The organism is Kitasatospora sp. NPDC001603 (assembly GCF_040298365.1).
In the GTDB taxonomy this organism is placed as follows: domain Bacteria; phylum Actinomycetota; class Actinomycetes; order Streptomycetales; family Streptomycetaceae; genus Kitasatospora.
Map to the genome: position 1 here is coordinate 116,677 of NZ_JBEPAA010000004.1, position 16,961 is coordinate 133,637.

At 75.5% G+C, this 16,961-nt stretch carries 14 protein-coding genes; 6 read left to right on the top strand and 8 right to left on the bottom strand.

What is annotated here, in order from left to right; all coding sequences use genetic code 11:
• Positions 1-3 precede the first annotated feature (3 nt).
• The 4 genes from ABT263_RS38850 to ABT263_RS04560 all read left to right on the top strand — a co-directional run bounded on the left by ABT263_RS38850 (position 4) and on the right by ABT263_RS04560 (position 3,836).
• On the top strand, positions 4-1,980 hold the full coding sequence (locus ABT263_RS38850; protein ID WP_502885749.1) for a branched-chain amino acid ABC transporter permease: 1,977 nt from the start codon (positions 4-6) through the stop codon (positions 1,978-1,980).
• Positions 1,977-2,294, top strand: a complete 318-nt coding sequence (locus tag ABT263_RS38855) for a hypothetical protein (protein WP_502885750.1) — start codon at positions 1,977-1,979, stop codon at positions 2,292-2,294. The genes ABT263_RS38850 and ABT263_RS38855 overlap by 4 nt, the downstream gene beginning before the upstream one ends.
• Positions 2,291-3,058, top strand: coding sequence for an ABC transporter ATP-binding protein (locus ABT263_RS38860; protein ID WP_502885751.1), 768 nt, complete (start codon positions 2,291-2,293; stop codon positions 3,056-3,058). Before ABT263_RS38855 ends, ABT263_RS38860 begins: the two co-directional genes overlap by 4 nt.
• A gap of 106 nt (positions 3,059-3,164) precedes the next feature.
• On the top strand, positions 3,165-3,836 hold the full coding sequence (locus tag ABT263_RS04560) for an ABC transporter ATP-binding protein (protein WP_352287464.1): 672 nt from the start codon (positions 3,165-3,167) through the stop codon (positions 3,834-3,836).
• Between the two features lie 48 nt (positions 3,837-3,884).
• Here ABT263_RS04560 and ABT263_RS04565 read toward each other — a convergent pair whose 3' ends face one another.
• Together ABT263_RS04565 and ABT263_RS04570 are read right to left on the bottom strand one after the other, a co-directional pair.
• The gene (locus ABT263_RS04565; protein WP_352287468.1) at positions 3,885-4,670 is read right to left on the bottom strand and encodes an SDR family NAD(P)-dependent oxidoreductase; all 786 of its coding nucleotides are present in this window, start codon (positions 4,668-4,670) and stop codon (positions 3,885-3,887) included.
• 128 nt (positions 4,671-4,798) lie between these two features.
• Positions 4,799-5,728, bottom strand: a complete 930-nt coding sequence (locus tag ABT263_RS04570) for an NADP-dependent oxidoreductase (RefSeq protein ID WP_352287470.1) — start codon at positions 5,726-5,728, stop codon at positions 4,799-4,801.
• 155 nt (positions 5,729-5,883) lie between these two features.
• Between ABT263_RS04570 and ABT263_RS04575 the strand changes: the two genes are divergently transcribed.
• Both ABT263_RS04575 and ABT263_RS04580 read left to right on the top strand, forming a co-directional pair.
• A complete protein-coding gene (locus tag ABT263_RS04575; protein ID WP_352287473.1) occupies positions 5,884-7,293 on the top strand; it encodes a helix-turn-helix transcriptional regulator in 1,410 nt (469 codons plus the stop codon).
• 82 nt (positions 7,294-7,375) lie between these two features.
• Positions 7,376-7,810, top strand: coding sequence for a protein-tyrosine phosphatase family protein (locus ABT263_RS04580; RefSeq protein ID WP_352287475.1), 435 nt, complete (start codon positions 7,376-7,378; stop codon positions 7,808-7,810).
• A 65-nt stretch (positions 7,811-7,875) separates the two neighbouring features.
• Here ABT263_RS04580 and ABT263_RS04585 read toward each other — a convergent pair whose 3' ends face one another.
• The 6 genes from ABT263_RS04585 to ABT263_RS04610 all read right to left on the bottom strand — a co-directional run bounded on the left by ABT263_RS04585 (position 7,876) and on the right by ABT263_RS04610 (position 16,621).
• Entirely contained in the window at positions 7,876-8,691 is an 816-nt protein-coding gene (locus ABT263_RS04585; protein WP_352287477.1) for a helix-turn-helix transcriptional regulator, read from the bottom strand.
• A 300-nt stretch (positions 8,692-8,991) separates the two neighbouring features.
• Complete coding sequence (locus tag ABT263_RS04590; RefSeq protein ID WP_352287480.1) at positions 8,992-10,293, bottom strand: MFS transporter; 1,302 nt, start codon at positions 10,291-10,293, stop codon at positions 8,992-8,994.
• Positions 10,290-11,552, bottom strand: a complete 1,263-nt coding sequence (locus ABT263_RS04595) for an ATP-grasp domain-containing protein (RefSeq protein WP_352287483.1) — start codon at positions 11,550-11,552, stop codon at positions 10,290-10,292. The genes ABT263_RS04590 and ABT263_RS04595 overlap by 4 nt, the downstream gene beginning before the upstream one ends.
• 91 nt (positions 11,553-11,643) lie before the next feature.
• A complete protein-coding gene (locus tag ABT263_RS04600; RefSeq protein WP_352287486.1) occupies positions 11,644-13,764 on the bottom strand; it encodes an acetyl/propionyl/methylcrotonyl-CoA carboxylase subunit alpha in 2,121 nt (706 codons plus the stop codon).
• Positions 13,765-13,772: 8 nt separating this feature from the next.
• Complete coding sequence (locus ABT263_RS04605; protein ID WP_352287489.1) at positions 13,773-15,377, bottom strand: carboxyl transferase domain-containing protein; 1,605 nt, start codon at positions 15,375-15,377, stop codon at positions 13,773-13,775.
• Complete coding sequence (locus ABT263_RS04610; protein WP_352287491.1) at positions 15,374-16,621, bottom strand: 8-amino-7-oxononanoate synthase family protein; 1,248 nt, start codon at positions 16,619-16,621, stop codon at positions 15,374-15,376. The genes ABT263_RS04605 and ABT263_RS04610 overlap by 4 nt, the downstream gene beginning before the upstream one ends.
• Positions 16,622-16,961 lie beyond the last annotated feature (340 nt).

The window sequence follows — 16,961 nt, forward strand, 5'->3', positions numbered from 1 at the left end:
CCCGTGCCAGACACCCCTCCCCTCGACTCCCTCGGCCTGACCGGCGACCTCGCCCTGGCCGGTCTCACCGTCGGCAGCGCGGCCGCCCTCAGCGGCATCGGCCTGGTCGTCTGCCACCGCGCGACCGGGGTGCTCAACCTCGCCCAGGGTGCCCAGGCGATGCTCATCGCCTATCTGCTGCGCGACCTGGTGGTGGTCCGGCACTGGCCGGTCTGGCCGGCGCTCGCCTTCTGCCTGCTGCTCGCCGCCCCCGCGCTCGGCGTCCTGCTGGACGTCCTGGTCTACCGGCCCCTGCAACGACGCGGCGCCGGGACGGCCGAGACGATGGTGGCCGGTCTCGGCGTGTTCGTGCTGCTCATCGGGGTGGCGGTGCTGGTCTGGGGCACCGCCCCGCTGAGCGGCGCGCCCTCCCCGTTCGGCGCCGAGCCGATCGCCCTCCCCGGCGGGCACACCCTGCGCCCCGACACCGTGGCGCAGCTCGCCGCCATCCTGGTGCTCGCCCTGACGGTGGCCGCCACCACCCGTTTCACCCGGTTCGGCCTCCAGGTGCGGGCCGTCGTCGACGACCGCCGGCTGGCCCGGCTGGCCGGGGTGGACGCGGACCGGGTCTCGGCGGCGGGCTGGGCGTTCGGCTCCTTCACCGCCGGGCTGGTCGGCGTCGCCCTCGCGCCGTACCTGCTGCTCGACCCGTACGGGCTGCCGCTGCTGGTGATGGAGACGATGGCGGTCGCGGTGGCGGCGCGGCTGCGCAGCATCCCGGTGGCGGTGGCGACCGGCCTCGGCCTCGGGATCGCGCAGGCCGAGCTGACCAGGCTGCGGCCGTCCGGCCAACTGCTGCCGCTGGTACAGGCGGTGCAGGCCAACCTGTTCGTGGTGGCGCTACTGGCCGCCGCGCTGCTGGCCGGGCCGCGGATCACCGGCGGCGCGGGTGACCGCGCCCCGCTCGCGGTGCCCGGACCGGCCGGCGGGGGCCGGGCGGCCCGGGCGGTCTGCCTGGTGCTGCTCCTGCTGCCGCTGGGCTTCCGTGACAACGACCTGCGCAGCGCGCTGCTGGTGCCCGCGCTCGCCCTGGTCCTGCTCTCGATCGTGGTGGTGACCGGGTACGGCGGGCAGATCTCGCTCGGCCAGGCCGGGTACGCCGGGCTCGGCGCGCTGGGCACCGCGCTGCTGATGTCCGGGCGGATCCCGGCCGTCCCGCCGCTGCCCGCCGTCCCCGCGCTGCTGTTCGCGGTGCTGGCCACCGCCCCGCTCGGGCTGCTCACCGGCTGGCCGGCGATCCGGCGGCGCGGTCCGGCGCTGGCCCTGGTCACCTTCGCGGTCGGGACGGCGATGAGCCGCTTCGTCTTCCAGCAGCCGTACGCGACCACCGGGCTCACCCTGGACCGGCCCGCCTTCCTGGCCGGCGACCGCGCCTTCTACCTGGCCGAGCTGGTGCTGCTCGGGCTGGGCCTGCTGGCGGTGCGGGGTCTGCACCGGGGCCGGCCGGGACGGGCCCTGACCGCGATGCGCGACCACGAGCCGGGCGCGGTCGCGGCAGGCGTCAACGTGCCCGGGCTGAAGCTGTTCGCCTTCGTGGCCGGGGCGGCGCTGGCCGCGCTCGGCGGCGGGCTGATGGGCCTGGCCGGGCGCGCCTTCGACCCGGCCTCGTTCGATCCGGTGCGCGGGCTGCTCTGGTTCGCCGCGGTGGTGGTGGCCGGTGCGGACAGCGCGCTCGGCGCGGTGCTGGCCGCCGCGCTGCTGATCGGCCTGGACGCGGGCACGGTGGCCGGGGTGTCGGCCGTCGCGGTCGGTCTGCTGGCGGCGGGGATCGGCCGCCTGCCGGGCGGTCTCGCCGGCGCCGCCGCCCGCCTCTCCCCCCGCCACCCGGCGCACCCGCCCGCCACCCTGCCGCCGGGCCGCCTGACCGCGACCGGCCGCCGGATCCGCACCCTGATCACGGCCCGGCAGGCCGCCGCCCGGGGCGAGGAGGCCCGACCGTGAGCCCGCCGGGCGGTGGCCGGGGCAGGCTGACGGACCGGAGCGTGGTCCAGGACCGCCACCCGGCCCGAGCGGGTACGGCCATGAGCCGGCCCGACGACACCCAGGCCCGGCGGACCGCCCGCAGCGCGGTCCAGGTCCGCCCCCCGGACCGAACGGGTGCGGCCATGAGCCGGCCCGACAACGACCGGGCCCGGAGCCTGATCCGCCCGCGGAACGGCATCCGGACCACCACGCTGCCGCCGGGCCGCCCGACGCCGCCCGGACCCCCGGACCGCAGCCGGACCGCCACCCGGGCCGGGGAGGCCCGACCGTGAGCCCGCCGGGCGGTGGCCGGGCCCGGCTGACGGCCCGGGGTGTGATCCGCCGGTACGGCGGCATCGAGGCCGTCGCCGGGGTCGACCTCACCGCGCCACCGGGGCGGATCACCGCACTGATCGGGCCGAACGGCGCCGGCAAGAGCACCCTGTTCGACTGCCTGGCCGGGACGGTCCGCCCGGACGCCGGCCGGGTGCTGCTCGGCGGCCGGGACGTCACCCGGCTGCCCGCGTACGCCCGGGTACGGCTCGGCCTGGCCCGGACCTTCCAGCAGATCGCCGTCTTCCCGACCCTCTCGGTGGCGGACAACGTCCGGATCGGCGCCGAGCGGCGGCACCGCCGCCGTCCGGACGCGCGTGCCGTCGACACGGCGACGGCGCGGGCGCTCGCCCTGTTCGGCCTCCAGGACCTCGCGGCGGAGCCGGCCGGTGAGCAGCCGACCGGGGTGCTGCGCCTGCTGGAGCTGGCCCGCGCACTGGCGGGCGACCCGCAGGTGCTGCTGCTGGACGAGCCGGCGGCCGGCCTGGACACCGCCCAGACCGCCCGGCTGGCCGCCGCCCTGCGTGGCCTGGCCGACCGGGGTACGGCGCTGCTGCTGGTCGAGCACGACCCCGACCTGGTCGGTGAGTTGGCCGACACCGTGTACGCGATGGCCGGCGGCCGGGTGGTGGCCTGCGGACCGGCGGCCGCCGTGCTCGCCGACGCCCGGGTGGCCCGGGCCTGGGGCGGGGCCGCGCCGGGGGCCGGGGTGGGCGCGCCGTGACCGTCGAAGCCGCCCGTGTCCGCCGGGGACCACCGGAAGCCCCGCACGAGCCGGCCCCCGCCTCCCCCGCCGACCGCACCGCCCGAGCGACCCGGGCGGGCACCCGATGACCGTCGAAGCCGCACTCCACGGCGCCCGCGTCCGCTACGGACCGCTGGAGGCCCTGCACGGGGTGGATCTCGCCTTCCCCGCCGGTGCGGTCACCGTCCTACTCGGCCGCAACGGGTCCGGGCGGACCACCGTGCTGCACGCCCTGGCCGGGCTGGTCCGGCCCGCCGCCGGCCGGGTGGTCTGGCGGGGGCGGGACGTCACGGCGCTCGGTGTCCACCAGCGGGTCCGGCTGGGGCTGACGCTGGTACCGGCGGAGCGGGCGGTGTTCGCCTCGCTCACGGTGGCCGAGCACCTCGTCCTCGGCGGCGCCCCCGCCGAGGACGTGCTCGCGCTCCTGCCCGAACTGACCGCCCTGCTGCCCCGGCCGGCCGGGACGCTCTCCGGCGGGCAGCAGCAACTGGTCGCCCTGGCACGTGCGTTGGCGGGCCGGCCGAGCCTGCTCCTGCTGGACGAGCCGGACCGGGGGCTGGCCCCGGCCGTGGCCGAACGGCTGCACGCGCACCTGCTCGACACGGCCGCCGCCGAGGGCCGGGCGGTCGTGCTGACCGCGCGGTCGCTCCCGCGCAGCCTCACCGGCGCGGCCGTCGTCCATGTGCTGCACCGGGGCGAGGTCGGCTTCTCCGGGGAGCCCGCCGAGCTCGTCGGCCGACCGGCCGGCGCACGGTGACCGCGGTCCGGGGAACCACCCGCACGCACGCCCCAGGCCCGGCGAGCCCTACTGCGCCAGGTACCCGCCGTCCACCGGGAGGACCGCGCCGGTGATGAAGGAGGCGTCGTCGGAGGCCAGGAAGAGGACCGCCGCCGCCACCTCGGCGGGGGTGCCGAGCCGGCCCATCGGGTGCAGCTTCTCGATCGCCGTCAGGTAGTCGGAGCCGCCCGGCTCGTCCTGGAGGCGGCGGACGCGCTCGGTGGTGATGGTGCCCGGGGCGACGGCGTTGACCCGGATGCCGCGGTCGGCCCACTCGACGGCCAGGTGCTTGGTCAGGCCGGACGCCACGAACTTGGCGGGCCCGTAGACGGCCTGGCCGCGCTGGCCGGCCTCGCCGGAGATCGAGGAGAGGCAGACGATCGCGCCGCCGGCGCCGCCGGGCCCGGCCATCGCCTCGATCGCGTACTTGCAGGTGAGGAACATCCCCCGGCCGTCGACGGCCATCACCCGGTCCCACTCCGCGGCGTCGGCCTCGGTGATCTCCGACAGCGGGAGCACCCCCGCGTTGGCGACCAGGACGTCGATCCGGCCGTGCCGCTCGACGGCGGCGGTGATCATCCGGCGGGCGTCGTCCTCGCGGGAGACGTCGCCGACCACCGTACTGACCGCCCGCGGCAGCTCGTCCGCCAGCCGCCGCAGACCCTCGGCGTCGAGGTCCGTCGCGACCACCCGCGCGCCCTCCCGGGCGAAGCGTTCGGCCACCGCACGGCCGATCCCGCTCGCCGCACCCGTCACCACGCACGACTTGCCCGCCAGCCGCCCGGCACCCGGGGATTCGATCGCATCAGCCATGACATCGGACTCTACCGATCGGCCGTCAGATGAACCGGCACACCGCGCAGTTGGGTCAGGCCGCGATCGGGGCGGCTCCACCCCCCGCCGCAGACCGCGGCACCCGGCGGACCTCCCCGGCGCCGGCGTCAGCCGACGGTGAGGACGAGCTTGCCCCGGACGTGCCCCTGCTCGCTCACCCGGTGCGCCCGGTCCACCTCCGCCAGCGGGAACACCTGGTGCAGCGGGAGGTGCAGCGTGCCCTCCTCGTGCAGCGCGAGCACGGCAGCGAGCGCGGGGCCGTGGTGGTGGACGGTGTCCGAGCCGGCGCTGAACCGCACGCCGTACTTGGCCGAGCCCTCGTGGTCGGCGATGGTCAGCACCTGCTCCGGTCCGCCGGCCAGCTCGATCGAGAGCGGCAGGACGTCACCCTGGCCGGCCGCGTCCAGCACCCGGTCCACCCCCTCCGGCGCCACCGCCCGGACCCGCTCGGCCAGACCGTCGCCGTACGTCACGGGGATCGCGCCCAGCTCGCGCAGGTACGGGTGGTTGGCCTCGCTCGCGGTGCCGATCACCCGGATCCCGCGCGAGCGGGCGAACTGCAGCAGGATCGTGCCCACCCCGCCCGCCGCGCCGTGCACCAGCAGCGTCTGGCCGCGCTCCACGCCCAGCAGGTGGAGCGCCCGCCAGGACGTCTCGGCCGCGACCGGGAGCCCCGCGGCCTGCTCCCAGCTCAGCCCGGCCGGCTTGCGGACCACGTCGCCGGCGCCCACCACGGCGTGTTCGGCGTAGCCGCCGCCGCGGACCGAGCCGAACACCTCGTCCCCGGGCGCCCACTCGTCCACCCCCTCGCCGACGGCCTCCACCACGCCCGCCACCTCGAAACCGGCGACGTGCGGGAAGGTCACCGGGAACAGGCCCTCCATCGCGCCGCTGCGCAGCTTGTGGTCCACCGGGTTCACGCCCGCCGCCCGGACGGCGATCCGGATCCGGCCGGGGCCGGGAGCGGGCAGGTCGATCTCGATCGGGTGCAGCACGTCCGCGCCGCCGAATGCGGAGAAGGCGATGGCCTTGGTCATGGGAGTCCCACTGTCCTTCACTGGTCGGAGAGTTCGTCGGTCTGACGGTCTCCAGCCTGGTCGCGGGAGGGGCGGCCCCCGGCCCGCCGTTCGGCCGGTTCCGCCTGGCCGAACGGCCAGGCACCCGCGCGGACCGGGTCACTAGGCTGGAACCCATGGCGAACCACGGGGCAGGCGACGGGGCGGGAAGCGCGGCGACTGGACACGCGAGGGCCGGGAACGCGGCGCAGGCCCCGGACGGAGCCGGGCACCCCGGGCACCGGCAGCGCGGCTGGGAGCGCCCCGAGGACGTGCTCGCCCAGGTGGTGGCGGTGCTGGGGGCGCCGAGGCCACAGCTCCTCCCGCGCCTCTCCGGCGTCCTCGCCGATCTCGTCCCGCACACCGCCCTCGCCCAGCTGAGCGGCGTCTGCACCTACTCCCCCGCCCTCGCCCACGGTCCGACCGAGCTCACCGGGCGGATCACCACCCGGGAACTGGCCCGGCTGGCCGAGGCGGTGGCACCCGGTCTGCCCTGGCAGGGCGAGGCGGTCCTGGCGGACCGGCCGCGGTCGGCCGTCGCGGTCTCCGCCGCCCCGCCCGGCAGCAACGGCGCGCTGCTGGTGCTGGTCCGGACGGGCGGCGAGCGGCTGCCCGACCAGCCGCTCGCCGTCCTGCAGCAGCTCTGGGAGCTGCTGGTCACCCACTCCCACCACCGGGCCGTCGACGCCGCCCCCGCGTACGCCGCCACGTCACGGGCCTCCGCCGGTGCCCGGGCCCGGGCCATCGCCGAGCTGAGCGGCGCGCACGCCTCGGCGCTCTCCGCGATCCTCGCGCCGCTGCGCTCCGCCGCCCTGGACGACGCCACCGCCCGCCGCAGCGCCACCGAGCTGGCCGTCGGCGCGCTGCTGGACCTGCGCGCGGGCGCCGACCTCGACCGGGAGCTGAGCGAGGAGCCCGCCGCCACCGCCTTCGCCCGGCTCGCGGACGAGATCCGCCCGCTGCTGCGGCACAGCCCCGTCCGGCTCGACCTGCCGGCCCCGGCGGCGGGCGGGCGCTCCCTCCCCGCCGAGATCGCGCACACCGCCCGGGCGGCCGTCCGGTCGGCCGTGCTCACCATGATCGAACAGGACGGTCTGACGCGCCTGCACGTGAGTTGGCAGTTCGTCGCGGACGTCCTGCGGGTCGTGGTGCGCGACGACGGCCCGGGCCTGCTCGGCGCCGACACCCTGGCCGTGCACCGGACGGCGGACCGGATCACCGCCGTGGGCGGCCGGCTCGCGGTGGACGCCGTTCCCGGCTGGGGCACCACCGTCACCGTCGACCTGCCGCTGAGCGCCCCGGCGGCGACCGGCGGGCCGGACCCCCTGGAGGGCTTGCAGCCCCGGGAGCTGGAGGTGCTCGACCAGCTCGCCCGGGGCCGGCGCAACCGGGAGATCGCCGGCGCCCTGCTGATCAGCGAGTCCACGGTGAAGTTCCACGTCGCCAACATCCTGGGCAAGCTGGGCGTGACCTCGCGCGGGGAGGCCGCCGCTCTGGCGCACCGCGCCGGTCTGCCCGCCCCGACCGGCCTGTACGCGGCCTCCTGACTCGCGCGGACCCGCGGCACGGAAGGGCCGGGTGGGTACGGACCGCGCCCGCGACCGGCCGGACGAGCCGTAGGCTCGCCGGATGACCGCCTCCGCCACCTGGGACCCCACCGCCGCCGGGGTGCTGCGCCTGCCGTCCGGCCGACTCGTCCGGGGGCGCGGTCTGCGGCGGCCGCTGCCGCCCGGGCCGCAACCCGCGTTCGGCCTCTACCTGCTGGGGCACCGGCCGCCGGCCGTCCCCTGGGCGAGCCGCTGGCTCCGCTGGCCGGACTTCCGGCTGCCCGCCGACCGGGCCGAGGCGGCGGCCGCCCTCCGGGAGGCCTGGGAGCGGGCGGCGTCCGAGCGGGTCGAGCTGGCCTGCGCCGGCGGGCTCGGCCGGACGGGCACCGCGCTGGCCTGCCTGGCCGTGCTGGACGGCGTCCCGGCCGGCGAGGCGGTCGCCTTCGTGCGGGAGCACTACGACCGGCGCGCCGTCGAGACCCCCTGGCAGCGCCGGTTCGTGACGCGGTTCCACTGACGCCGCGCCCGGCCGCCCCGCCCCCGCGCGGACCCCGGGGCCGGCGGCCCCGGGGCACCCCGCGGTCAGACCCCGGGCGGCGGCCCCAGGACGACGAAGCTGAGGTCCGGTCGGCCACCGGGGGTGAGGACCTGGGCGACCGTCTCGATCGGTTCGGGCGAGAGGTGCGGCAGCCGCAGGCCGAAGCGGTCGCCGTCCCGGTTGGCGACCACGCAGGCCCGGCCGGCCCAGAGCCGGCGGCAGAGCGGGTCGCGCAGCACGTCGGTGAGCAGGGCGACCACCGACTCGTCCCCGGGGTAGCGGGCCAGCGCGAAGCGGATCATGGCGAGGGTCATCCGGGCCTGCCACGTCCAGTCGGCGACCTGTTCGCGGGCCTCCGGGGCGGTCAGCACCCAGCGGGCGAAGTTGGCCCCGGGCCTGCTCATCCAGGGGAACCACTCGGCGGCGGCCCGGTTGTGGCCGACGACGGTCCAGGCGCGGTCGGCGATGAAGGCCGGTCTCGGCATCTGCCGGTCGACCAGCTCCTGGAGGGCGGTGAGGTCCTCCGGCCGGGCCGGGCCGGCGGCCGGGGTGCCGCCCATCGCGTAGAGGTAGAGGGTGGCGCGCTCGTCGGCGTCGAGCAGCAGCACGTCGGCGAGCAGCGCCAGCAGTCTGGGGTCGAAGCGGGCGGTGCCGCCTCGCTCCAGGTCGCGGTACCAGCGCTCGCTCATGCCGAGTCTGGTGGCGACGACCATCTGGGGAAGCGGCTTGGCCAGCCCCATTCGCAGGCCGGCCCGGCCTCGCCAGTCGCGTAGCAGACTGGCGAGGCCGGGGAGTTCGGCGGTGGTCGACGCTTCGTGGTCGAGGGGGATGGGGATGCTCAGTGCCTCGCGCAGCACCATGGCTCACTCCGGTCTGTTCCTGCATTCGACGATGACGGCCCCGAGGGGGGACGTGTCGAATTCGGACAGCCCGAAGTACCGGCGCGGCTGATGGTTCGTCAGCCCGGTCGGTGATGACAAGTCCCCTTGCTGAACGGCTGGTTCAGTGGCTGGACCGACATCGGAAAGGCAGACCGGGGAACGTCGCGACCGAGCGTCGCAGCATGAAGTCCACCCCCCGGTGTGCCCGCGTGGCCCTTGACACGCTCTAGGGGGACTGTACTTGCTCGGTTGTGATCGTTCAAGCAACGCAGAGTGACATCAGCCGGTCAGCGCCTCCTGGGAAACGGCCGGTGACTTCTGGATGCCGGTGCGGCCGGCGAGCACCGTCACGGTGGTCGCGCCCGCGAACAGCGCGGCGAGCAGCACCCAGCCGATCGCGCCGGCCGGCAGCAGCAGACCGGTGGCCAGGAACGGGCCGACGATCAGCTGCGCGCTCATGCCCGTGCTGAACAGCGACAGGTAGCGGGAGCGGCCCACCGGCGGCGACAGCTCGTAGGAGATCTCCCAGCGCGAGACGGCGTGCAGGTTCTCCCCCACTGTCAGCAGCGCGACGGCGACCACCGCGGCGGCCAGCGCCAGGTACTTGCCCCGGCCGTCGGCGAACGCGAAGAACGCGCAGGCCAGCACCAGGAAGAGGCAGGCGACCCGGAGCATCCGCAGCGCCTTGGCCAGCCCCTGGGCGAACCGGGCCACCGAGAGCTGGAGCACCACGGTCAGCACGGTGTTGATCGCCAGCAGGGCCGAGCTGGCACTGGCCGGCAGCCCGGCTCGGTCCACCACCCAGAGCGGCAGCAGGATGAACAGCACGCAGTCGTGCAGCATCAGCACCGCGTTGGCGGCCGTGACCAGCAGGAACCGCCGGTCCCGGTACGGCGAGCCGGAGCCGCCCTCCGCCCCGGCCTCGGCGGGCGCGGCGGCCGGCGCGGCCGACGATCCGGCCACCCGGCCGGCCCGCACCACGGCGAGCGCGACGGCGGCGAAGGCGGCCGCGTTGAACAGGAAGAGCGCCACGAAGGCGGCCCGGGAGTGCGCGGCCTGCACCAGGGCGGCCAGCAGGAAGCCGGCGGTGAGGCCGATGTTGGTGATGGCGCGCAGCGAGGCCATCGTCTTGGTCCGCTCGGCGGCCCCCTCGAACTCGCCGACGATCACCTGGAGCAGCGGCGAGCAGGCCCGCGCGGCGGCGATGGTCAGACAGGTGACGACCAGGTAGCCGGCGTAACTGCCGACCAGGGCGTACCCGATGAAGCCGAGCGCGCGGACCAGCGTCAGCGCCACGTAGACCGGCCGGGCACCGAGCCGGTCCGCGAGCGGGCCGAAGACCAGGGGGCTGAGCAGGCCGGCGATGTTGGCCGCGGCGATCGCGGTGCCGACCGCGACCGCCGTGATGTCGAGGTAGCGGACGAAGTAGAGCGTGGCGGTGGCCAGGTAGAGGCCGTTGGCGACCGCGTCCACGGTGGTCCCGGCGGCCATGATCCGGCCCTGCCGGGAGGCGGGCAGCAGGGTGGCGGTCAGCCGGCTCAGCAGGCCGGCCGCCCGGGGCGGGGCGTCCGTGTGCGTCATGCCGGCTCCGCCGTCCGGGCCGGCTCCACCGTGAAGCGGACCGAGTCGGCCAGCTCGCGGGCGAGCTTGCGGGCCTGGTCCGGGGTGTCGGCCCCGACCACGATCACGCCCGCCCGGTCCCCGGAGGTGCGCAGCGGGCGGACGGTGCCGCCGGGTCCGACCGCGAGGTCGGCGTAGAGCACGTCCGGGTGGTTCGCCGCCTCCGTCCACCCCTCGACCGCGGTCACCAGGCCGGGCGGCGGGGTGAGGTAGCGGGCGGCGGCGGCCCGGACCGGCGTCGGCGCGGCCTCGTCGCGCGGCAGGCCCAGCAGGTCGTCGTAGAGGAGGCCGAACAGCTCCAGGCCGGGGACGACGTGGGCGAGCATCCGGTGGATCCAGTCGCCGCCGAACCGCCCGTGCACCTCGCCGAGCACGATGCCGTCCGGGCTCAGCCAGAGTTCGACGTGGAAACCGCCGACGCGCAGGCCCAGCACGGCGAGCGCCGCCTTGACCTGACGCTCGATCTCCTCACGCTGCGGGTCCGGGAGTTCGGCCGGGAGGATGTGGCCGACCTCGACGAAGAACGGCGGCTCCACCTTCTCCTTCTCGGTGACCGCGAGGACGACCGGCTCGCCGCCGAGGAAGAGGCCCTCGACGCTGTACTCGGCGCCCTGGACGAACTCCTCGACCAGGAAGGGGTTGCGACCGGGCAGCAGCGCGATCGCGGCGGGCAGTCCGTCCGGTCCGGTGATCCGGCTGACGCCCGTACTGCCCATCGCGTCACGGGGCTTGACGATCCACGGCCCGGTGGAGCCGCGCAGGAACTCCGCCGCCTCCGCCTCGTCCACGCAGAGCCGGACGGCGGGCTGCCGGAAGCCGGCGGCGGCCAGGGCGGTCCGGCAGGCGTCCTTGGTGCGGACCCGTCGGACGGCCTCGGCCGGGTTGCCCGGCAGGCCCAGTGCCTCGGCGGTCTCGGCTGCGGCCACCTGGGCCATCTCCTGGAGGGCGAGGACGGCGTCGAAGCGCTCGCCCGCGGCGGCCCGGTCGCGCGCCCAGGCGGCGGACTCGCCGGGGTTGGCGAAGTCCACCGCCGAGACGGCGCCGGCCTGTTCGGCCACCCCGGGGGTGGCGGCGAGGACGGCCTCCTGGTTCGTCAGGTGGGTCCGCAGCCCGCGCGCGTGGGCCTGGTCCAGGGCGAGCCGCGCCATGTCGAGGCCGAGCGGCACCGCCCGTACCCCGCCGACCAGCAGCAGCTTCCGGGGGGTTGGTTCAGCGGGCATGAGAGGGCTCCTTGCGTGCGTGGTGCGGGGGGGTGCTACTTCAACTGACCGGGGGGTGGGGCGGATCGGGCGGGTCGGGCGGGTCGGGCGCTCAGGCTTCGGCGTCGGCGTCGAGTTCGACCAGGACCTGTTCGGTCGCCACCAGGTCGCGCACGGCGCAGCGGATCGCGGTGACGACGCCCGAGAACGGGGCGAGGATGCGGTTCTCCATCTTCATCGCCTCGACGATGACGAGGGCGTCCCCCTCCTCGACCCGGTCGCCGACCTCGCAGAGCAGTCCGACCACCGTGCCCGGCATCAGCGACTTGACGGCGTTGTCGGCGGCCCCGGAGCCGCCCTCGGCGAAGCTCTGGGCGGCCAGCGCCACCCGGTGCCCGTCGACGGAGAGCTCCCAGCCGGCGGGGCTGCGCAGACCGGTCCAGCGCCGGTCGCCGACGGTGCCCCGGTACAGGCCGGGGTGGCCCGGTACGGCGGCGACCGTGACGGTGAACGGGGCGGACTCGACCTGGACGTCCACGGCGGCGCCGCGCCGTCCGGTGAGTCCGGCCTGCAGCGTCCGCCGGCCGTGCCGCAGCACGACCCGGCCGAACGGCGCGACCGGGTCCAGCCGGTGGCGGTCGAACGGGCCGACCGCGCCGTGCCACGGCGAGGCGGGGGCGTCGTCGACGGGCGGCAGCTGCATCGCGGCCGCGCAGGCCGCGGCGGCCAGGACCCGGTCGGTGCGGCCGGCGGGGCCGGCCGGCTCGCCCTGCGCCGGCTGCCCGGTCCCGGTCGAGACCAGGGCGTCCACCAGGTGGGTGTCCATCCGCCCGGCGACCACGGCGGGGGCCTGGAGGAGTTCGGCGAGGAAGCCGAGGTTGGTGGTCAGCCCGGGCAGGGCGGTGTCGCGGACGGCCGGGAGCAGCCGGCGCAGGGCGCTCGGGCGGTCCGGGCCGTGCGCGATCAGCTTGGCGAACATCGGGTCGTAGAAGGCCGGGACCTCGGCGCCGCCGCCGAAGACGGCGCCGCCGAAGGCCGCGTCACCGCCCGGACCGCCCGCGAAGGCCGGTTCCGGCGCGGCGGAGCCGGACGCGGCCCCGTCGGTGCCCGATCCGGTGTCGTCGAACGCCGCCTCCACCCGGATGCCGGCCGGCCAGCGGACCGCCGCCGCGCGGCCCGGCGCGGGCCGGAACCCGTCGGCCGGGTCCTCGGCGTAGACGCGGACCTCGACGGCGTGGCCGGTCGCGGTGATCTCGTGCTGGTCGAGCGGCAGCCGCTGCCCGTCGGCGACTCTCAGCTGCCATTCCACCAGGTCGACGCCGGTGATCTCCTCGGTGACCGGGTGCTCCACCTGGAGCCGGGTGTTGACCTCCAGGAAGTAGCAGCGGTCGGTGGCGTCCAGGATGAACTCGAAGGTGCCGGCGTTGACGTAGCCGAGCGACCGGGCGCCGCGGACGGCCGCCTCCAGCAGCTCCGCCCGGACGGCGGGCGCCAGGTTGGCGGCCGGGGCCTCCTCGACGACCTTCTGGTGGCGGCGCTGCAGCGAGCACTCGCGCTCGAAGAGGTGCACCACGTTCCCGTGGTCGTCGCCGAAGACCTGGACCTCGATGTGGCGGGGCCGCTCCACGTACCGCTCGACCAGCAGCCGGCCGTCGCCGAAGTTGCTGCGGCCCAGCCGGACGGCCTCGGCCACCGCCTCGGGCAGCTCGGCGGCCGCGCGGACCACCTGCATGCCCTTGCCGCCGCCGCCCGCGACGGGCTTCAGGATCACCGGGTAGCCGATCCGCTCGGCGTCGGCCAGGATCTCCTCGGCCGACTCGGTGGCCGTCCCGGAGCCGGGCAGCACCGGGACCCCGGCGGCGGCCATCAGCGCGCGGGCGGTCGACTTGTCGCCCATCGCGGTGATCGTGGCGGCGTCCGGGCCGACCCAGACCAGCCCGGCCCCGGCGACCGCCGCCGCGAAGCCGGGGTGCTCGGAGAGGAAGCCGTAGCCGGGGTGGACGGCGTCGCAGCCGGTCCGGACGGCGGCGTCGACCAGCGCGTCGACGTCCAGGTAGCTCTCGGCGGCCGCGGCGGGGCCGATCCGGACCCGCTCGACGGCGCCCGCCAGGTGGGCCGAGGAGCGGTCGGCGTCGGAGTGGACCGCCACGTACTCGATGCCGAGCCGGCGGCAGGTGCGGGCGATCCGCCGGGCGATCTCGCCGCGGTTGGCGATCAGGAGACGCTTGATCATTTCCGTCATCACATCCTGAACACGCCGAAGCGCGTTTCCTGCTTGGGGGCGTCGGCGGACATGGCGAGGCAGAGCGCCAGCCACTCACGGGTCTCGGTCGGGTCCACCACGGCGTCCACCCACATCCGGGCGGCGTAGTAGAGCGGGTGGGACTGGCGCTCGTACGTCTCGATGATGGGGCGCCGGATCGACTCCTCCTCCTCGGGGGAGAGGACCTTGCCCTCCTTGGCGAGCTGGTCGCTGCGGATCAGCGCCATCACCGTCGCGGTCTGCTCGGCGCCGACGACGGTGGACTTGGCGCTCGGCCACATGGCCATCAGCCGGGGGCCCATCGAGCGCCCGCACATCGCGAGGTTGCCGGCGCCGTAGCTGCCGCCGATCACCAGGCTGAACTTGGGGACCTTGGCCGTGGAGACCGCGTTGACCAGCTTGGCGCCGTGTTTGGCGATGCCGTCGGCCTCGTACTCGGCGCCGACCATGAAGCCGTTGATGTTGTGCAGGAACAGCAGCGGGATGTCCCGCTGGGTGCAGAGCTCGATGAAGTTCGCGGCCTTCTGGGCGCTCTCCGGGAACAGCACCCCGTCGTTGATCACCACGCCCACCGGGTAGCCGCCGATGTGGCCGGTGCCGCACACGATGGTCGGCCCGTACCGGGCCCGGTACTCGGCGAGTTCGCTGCCGTCGAGCAGCCGGGCCAGGATCTCCCGGGCCGGGATGTGCTCGCGCAGGCTGGCGCTGACGATGCCGGGCAGCTCCGCCGGGTCGTACAGCGGCGCGCGCGGGGGCTGCGGCGGCGGACTGAGGGCCGGCCGGCCGTCCCGGGCCATGATCTCCCGGACGATCGACAGGGCGTGCTCGTCGCTCTCGGCGAGGTGGTCGGCCACCCCGCTGACCCGGGTGTGCAGGTCGGCGCCGCCCAGCGTCTCGGCGTCCACCACCTCGCCGGTGGCCGCGCGCACCAGCTGCGGGCCGCCCAGGAAGACCGTGCCGGTGCCGCGGACGATCACCGTCTCGTCGCACATCGACGGGATGTAGGCGCCGCCGGCGGTGCAGTTGCCCATCACCGCGGCGATCTGCGGCAGGCCGAGCGCCGACATCTCGGCGATGTTCCGGAACATCCGGCCCAGGTGGTACTCGCCGGGGAACAGCTGCTCCTGGAGCGGCAGGTAGACCCCGCCGGAGTCCACCAGGTAGATGCAGGGCAGGCCGTTCTCCCGGGCCACCAGCTGGGCCCGGAGCTGCTTCTCCACGGTGAGCGGGAAGTAGCTGCCGCCCTTGACCGTGGCGTCGTTGGCGAAGACCACCACCGGGCGGCCGCTCACCATGCCGATGCCGGTGACCAGCGCGGCCGAGGGCACGTGCTCGTCGTACACCTCGTGCCCGGCCAGCTGGCCCAGCTCCATGAACGGCGTTCCCGGGTCCAGCAGTTGGTAGACCCGCTGGCGGGCCGTCAGCTTGCCGCGCTCGGTGTGGCGCCGGCGCGAGCGCTCGTCCCCGCCGGCGATCGCGGCGGCCCGGGCCCGGGCGATGACCTGGCGCTTCTCGTCGAAGGCCGCGGTGTTGCGGCGGAAGACCTCGGTGGAGGAGTCGTTGTGCGAGCGCAGGGCCGTCATCGCTGGTCCTGCCCCGGCTCGCGGGCCGCCTCGGCCCGCAGGCCGTCGTTCAGCGCGCCGCAGAAGTCGCGGATCTCGGCCTCGGCCATGTTGGCGCGCAGCATCAGCCGCAGCCCCGCCTTGCCCCGGCCGATCACCGGGAAGAAGATCGGCGAGGTGTAGTAGCCGCGCTCCAGCAGCGATCCGGCGAGGCGGATGGTGGCGTCCTCGGAGCCGATGTCCACGAAGCGGATCGGCAGGCCGTCGCCGTTGAAGGAGGTCTCCACCAGCGAGTCGAAGAGCGCGATGTTGTCCTGGAGCCTGAGCTGGAGCTCCTTGAGCTCCGGGGAGCCGTGCAGCTCCGCGGAGGCCATGATGGCGCCCAGTCCGGCGGTGTTGATGCGCTGCGACCACATCAGCGGGCCGCCGTTGCGCAGCGCGGTGTCGCGGCGCTGTTGCGAGCCGCCCGGGCCGAGGAAGATCGCGCCGCCGGAGGCGCCGAAGCCCTTGTTGAGCGAGGTGATGATCAGCGTGCGGTCGTTCATCCCGCCGTTCGCCGCCATCGCCTCCAGCACGGCGCCCCGGCCGCGCTCGCCGACGGTGGAGACGCCGTGCGCCTCGTCGAAGAACAGGAACAGCCCGTACTTCTCCTGCAGGCGCAGCAGTTCGGGGATCGGCGCGGCGCCGCCGGTGCTGTAGACGCCGTCGGCGACGTAGGCGACCTGCGGGTGCTTGCGGCAGAGGTCCTCCAACGCGTCCACGTCGTTGTGGGCGATGGTGGCGATCTCCGCCTCGTCGGCCACCGCGGGCTTCATCGCGTTGAGACAGAAGTGCGCGTTCTTGTCGAAGACCATGAGCGGCGCGACGCCGTCCGTCAGCAGCCCGGAGGCCAGCAGCGGCAGGCTCGCCCAGGCGGCGGCCGCGCAGGAGGCGACGGTCAGCGCCTCGACGTCGAACAGCTCGGAGAGCGCCGTCTCGGCGTCCCGCAGCGATCCGAACCGGATCCGCATCCGCGAGGTCGAGCTGTTGAGCGCCCCTTCGGCGAGCACCGCGTCGGCGGCCGCCCGCACGATCCGCGGGTGGGTGTCGAGGCCGAGGTAGGAGTACGACGACATGTTCACGAACTCGTGGCCGTCGGCCAGCGTCCGGTGCCGCCCGTCGCCGAGGCCGGACACCACGATGTCGAACATCCCGGCCGCGGCGGTGACCTCCCAGAAGTCGTGGCTGATTCGCGCGGACTTCTTGATGTTCATGTATGAGTGCACGCCAGATTCCTTGTTGAATTTCGGTACGGAAATGCCGGGCCCTCCCCGGGGCCTTTTCGGCATCGCAAATTCCGGGTGATCAGGCGTACTCGTGGAAACCGCGTCCGGACATCCGTCCGGACTGGCCGGCGCCGACCGTCCGGCCGCTCGCATGATCCAGTGATTCCTGCACCGCTCGCTCTGCCGGCCCCCGGAGTCGATCGCTATTTGGTCCGAAGAGCTGCGCGGCTCCCCGGCGATTGAAAGAATTCAATACGCTGCGACGACTGTCAACCGGAAGATTTTTGCCGCCTCGCAAAACTGGACAGACCACCATCCGACGGGTGCACCGGAAATTATT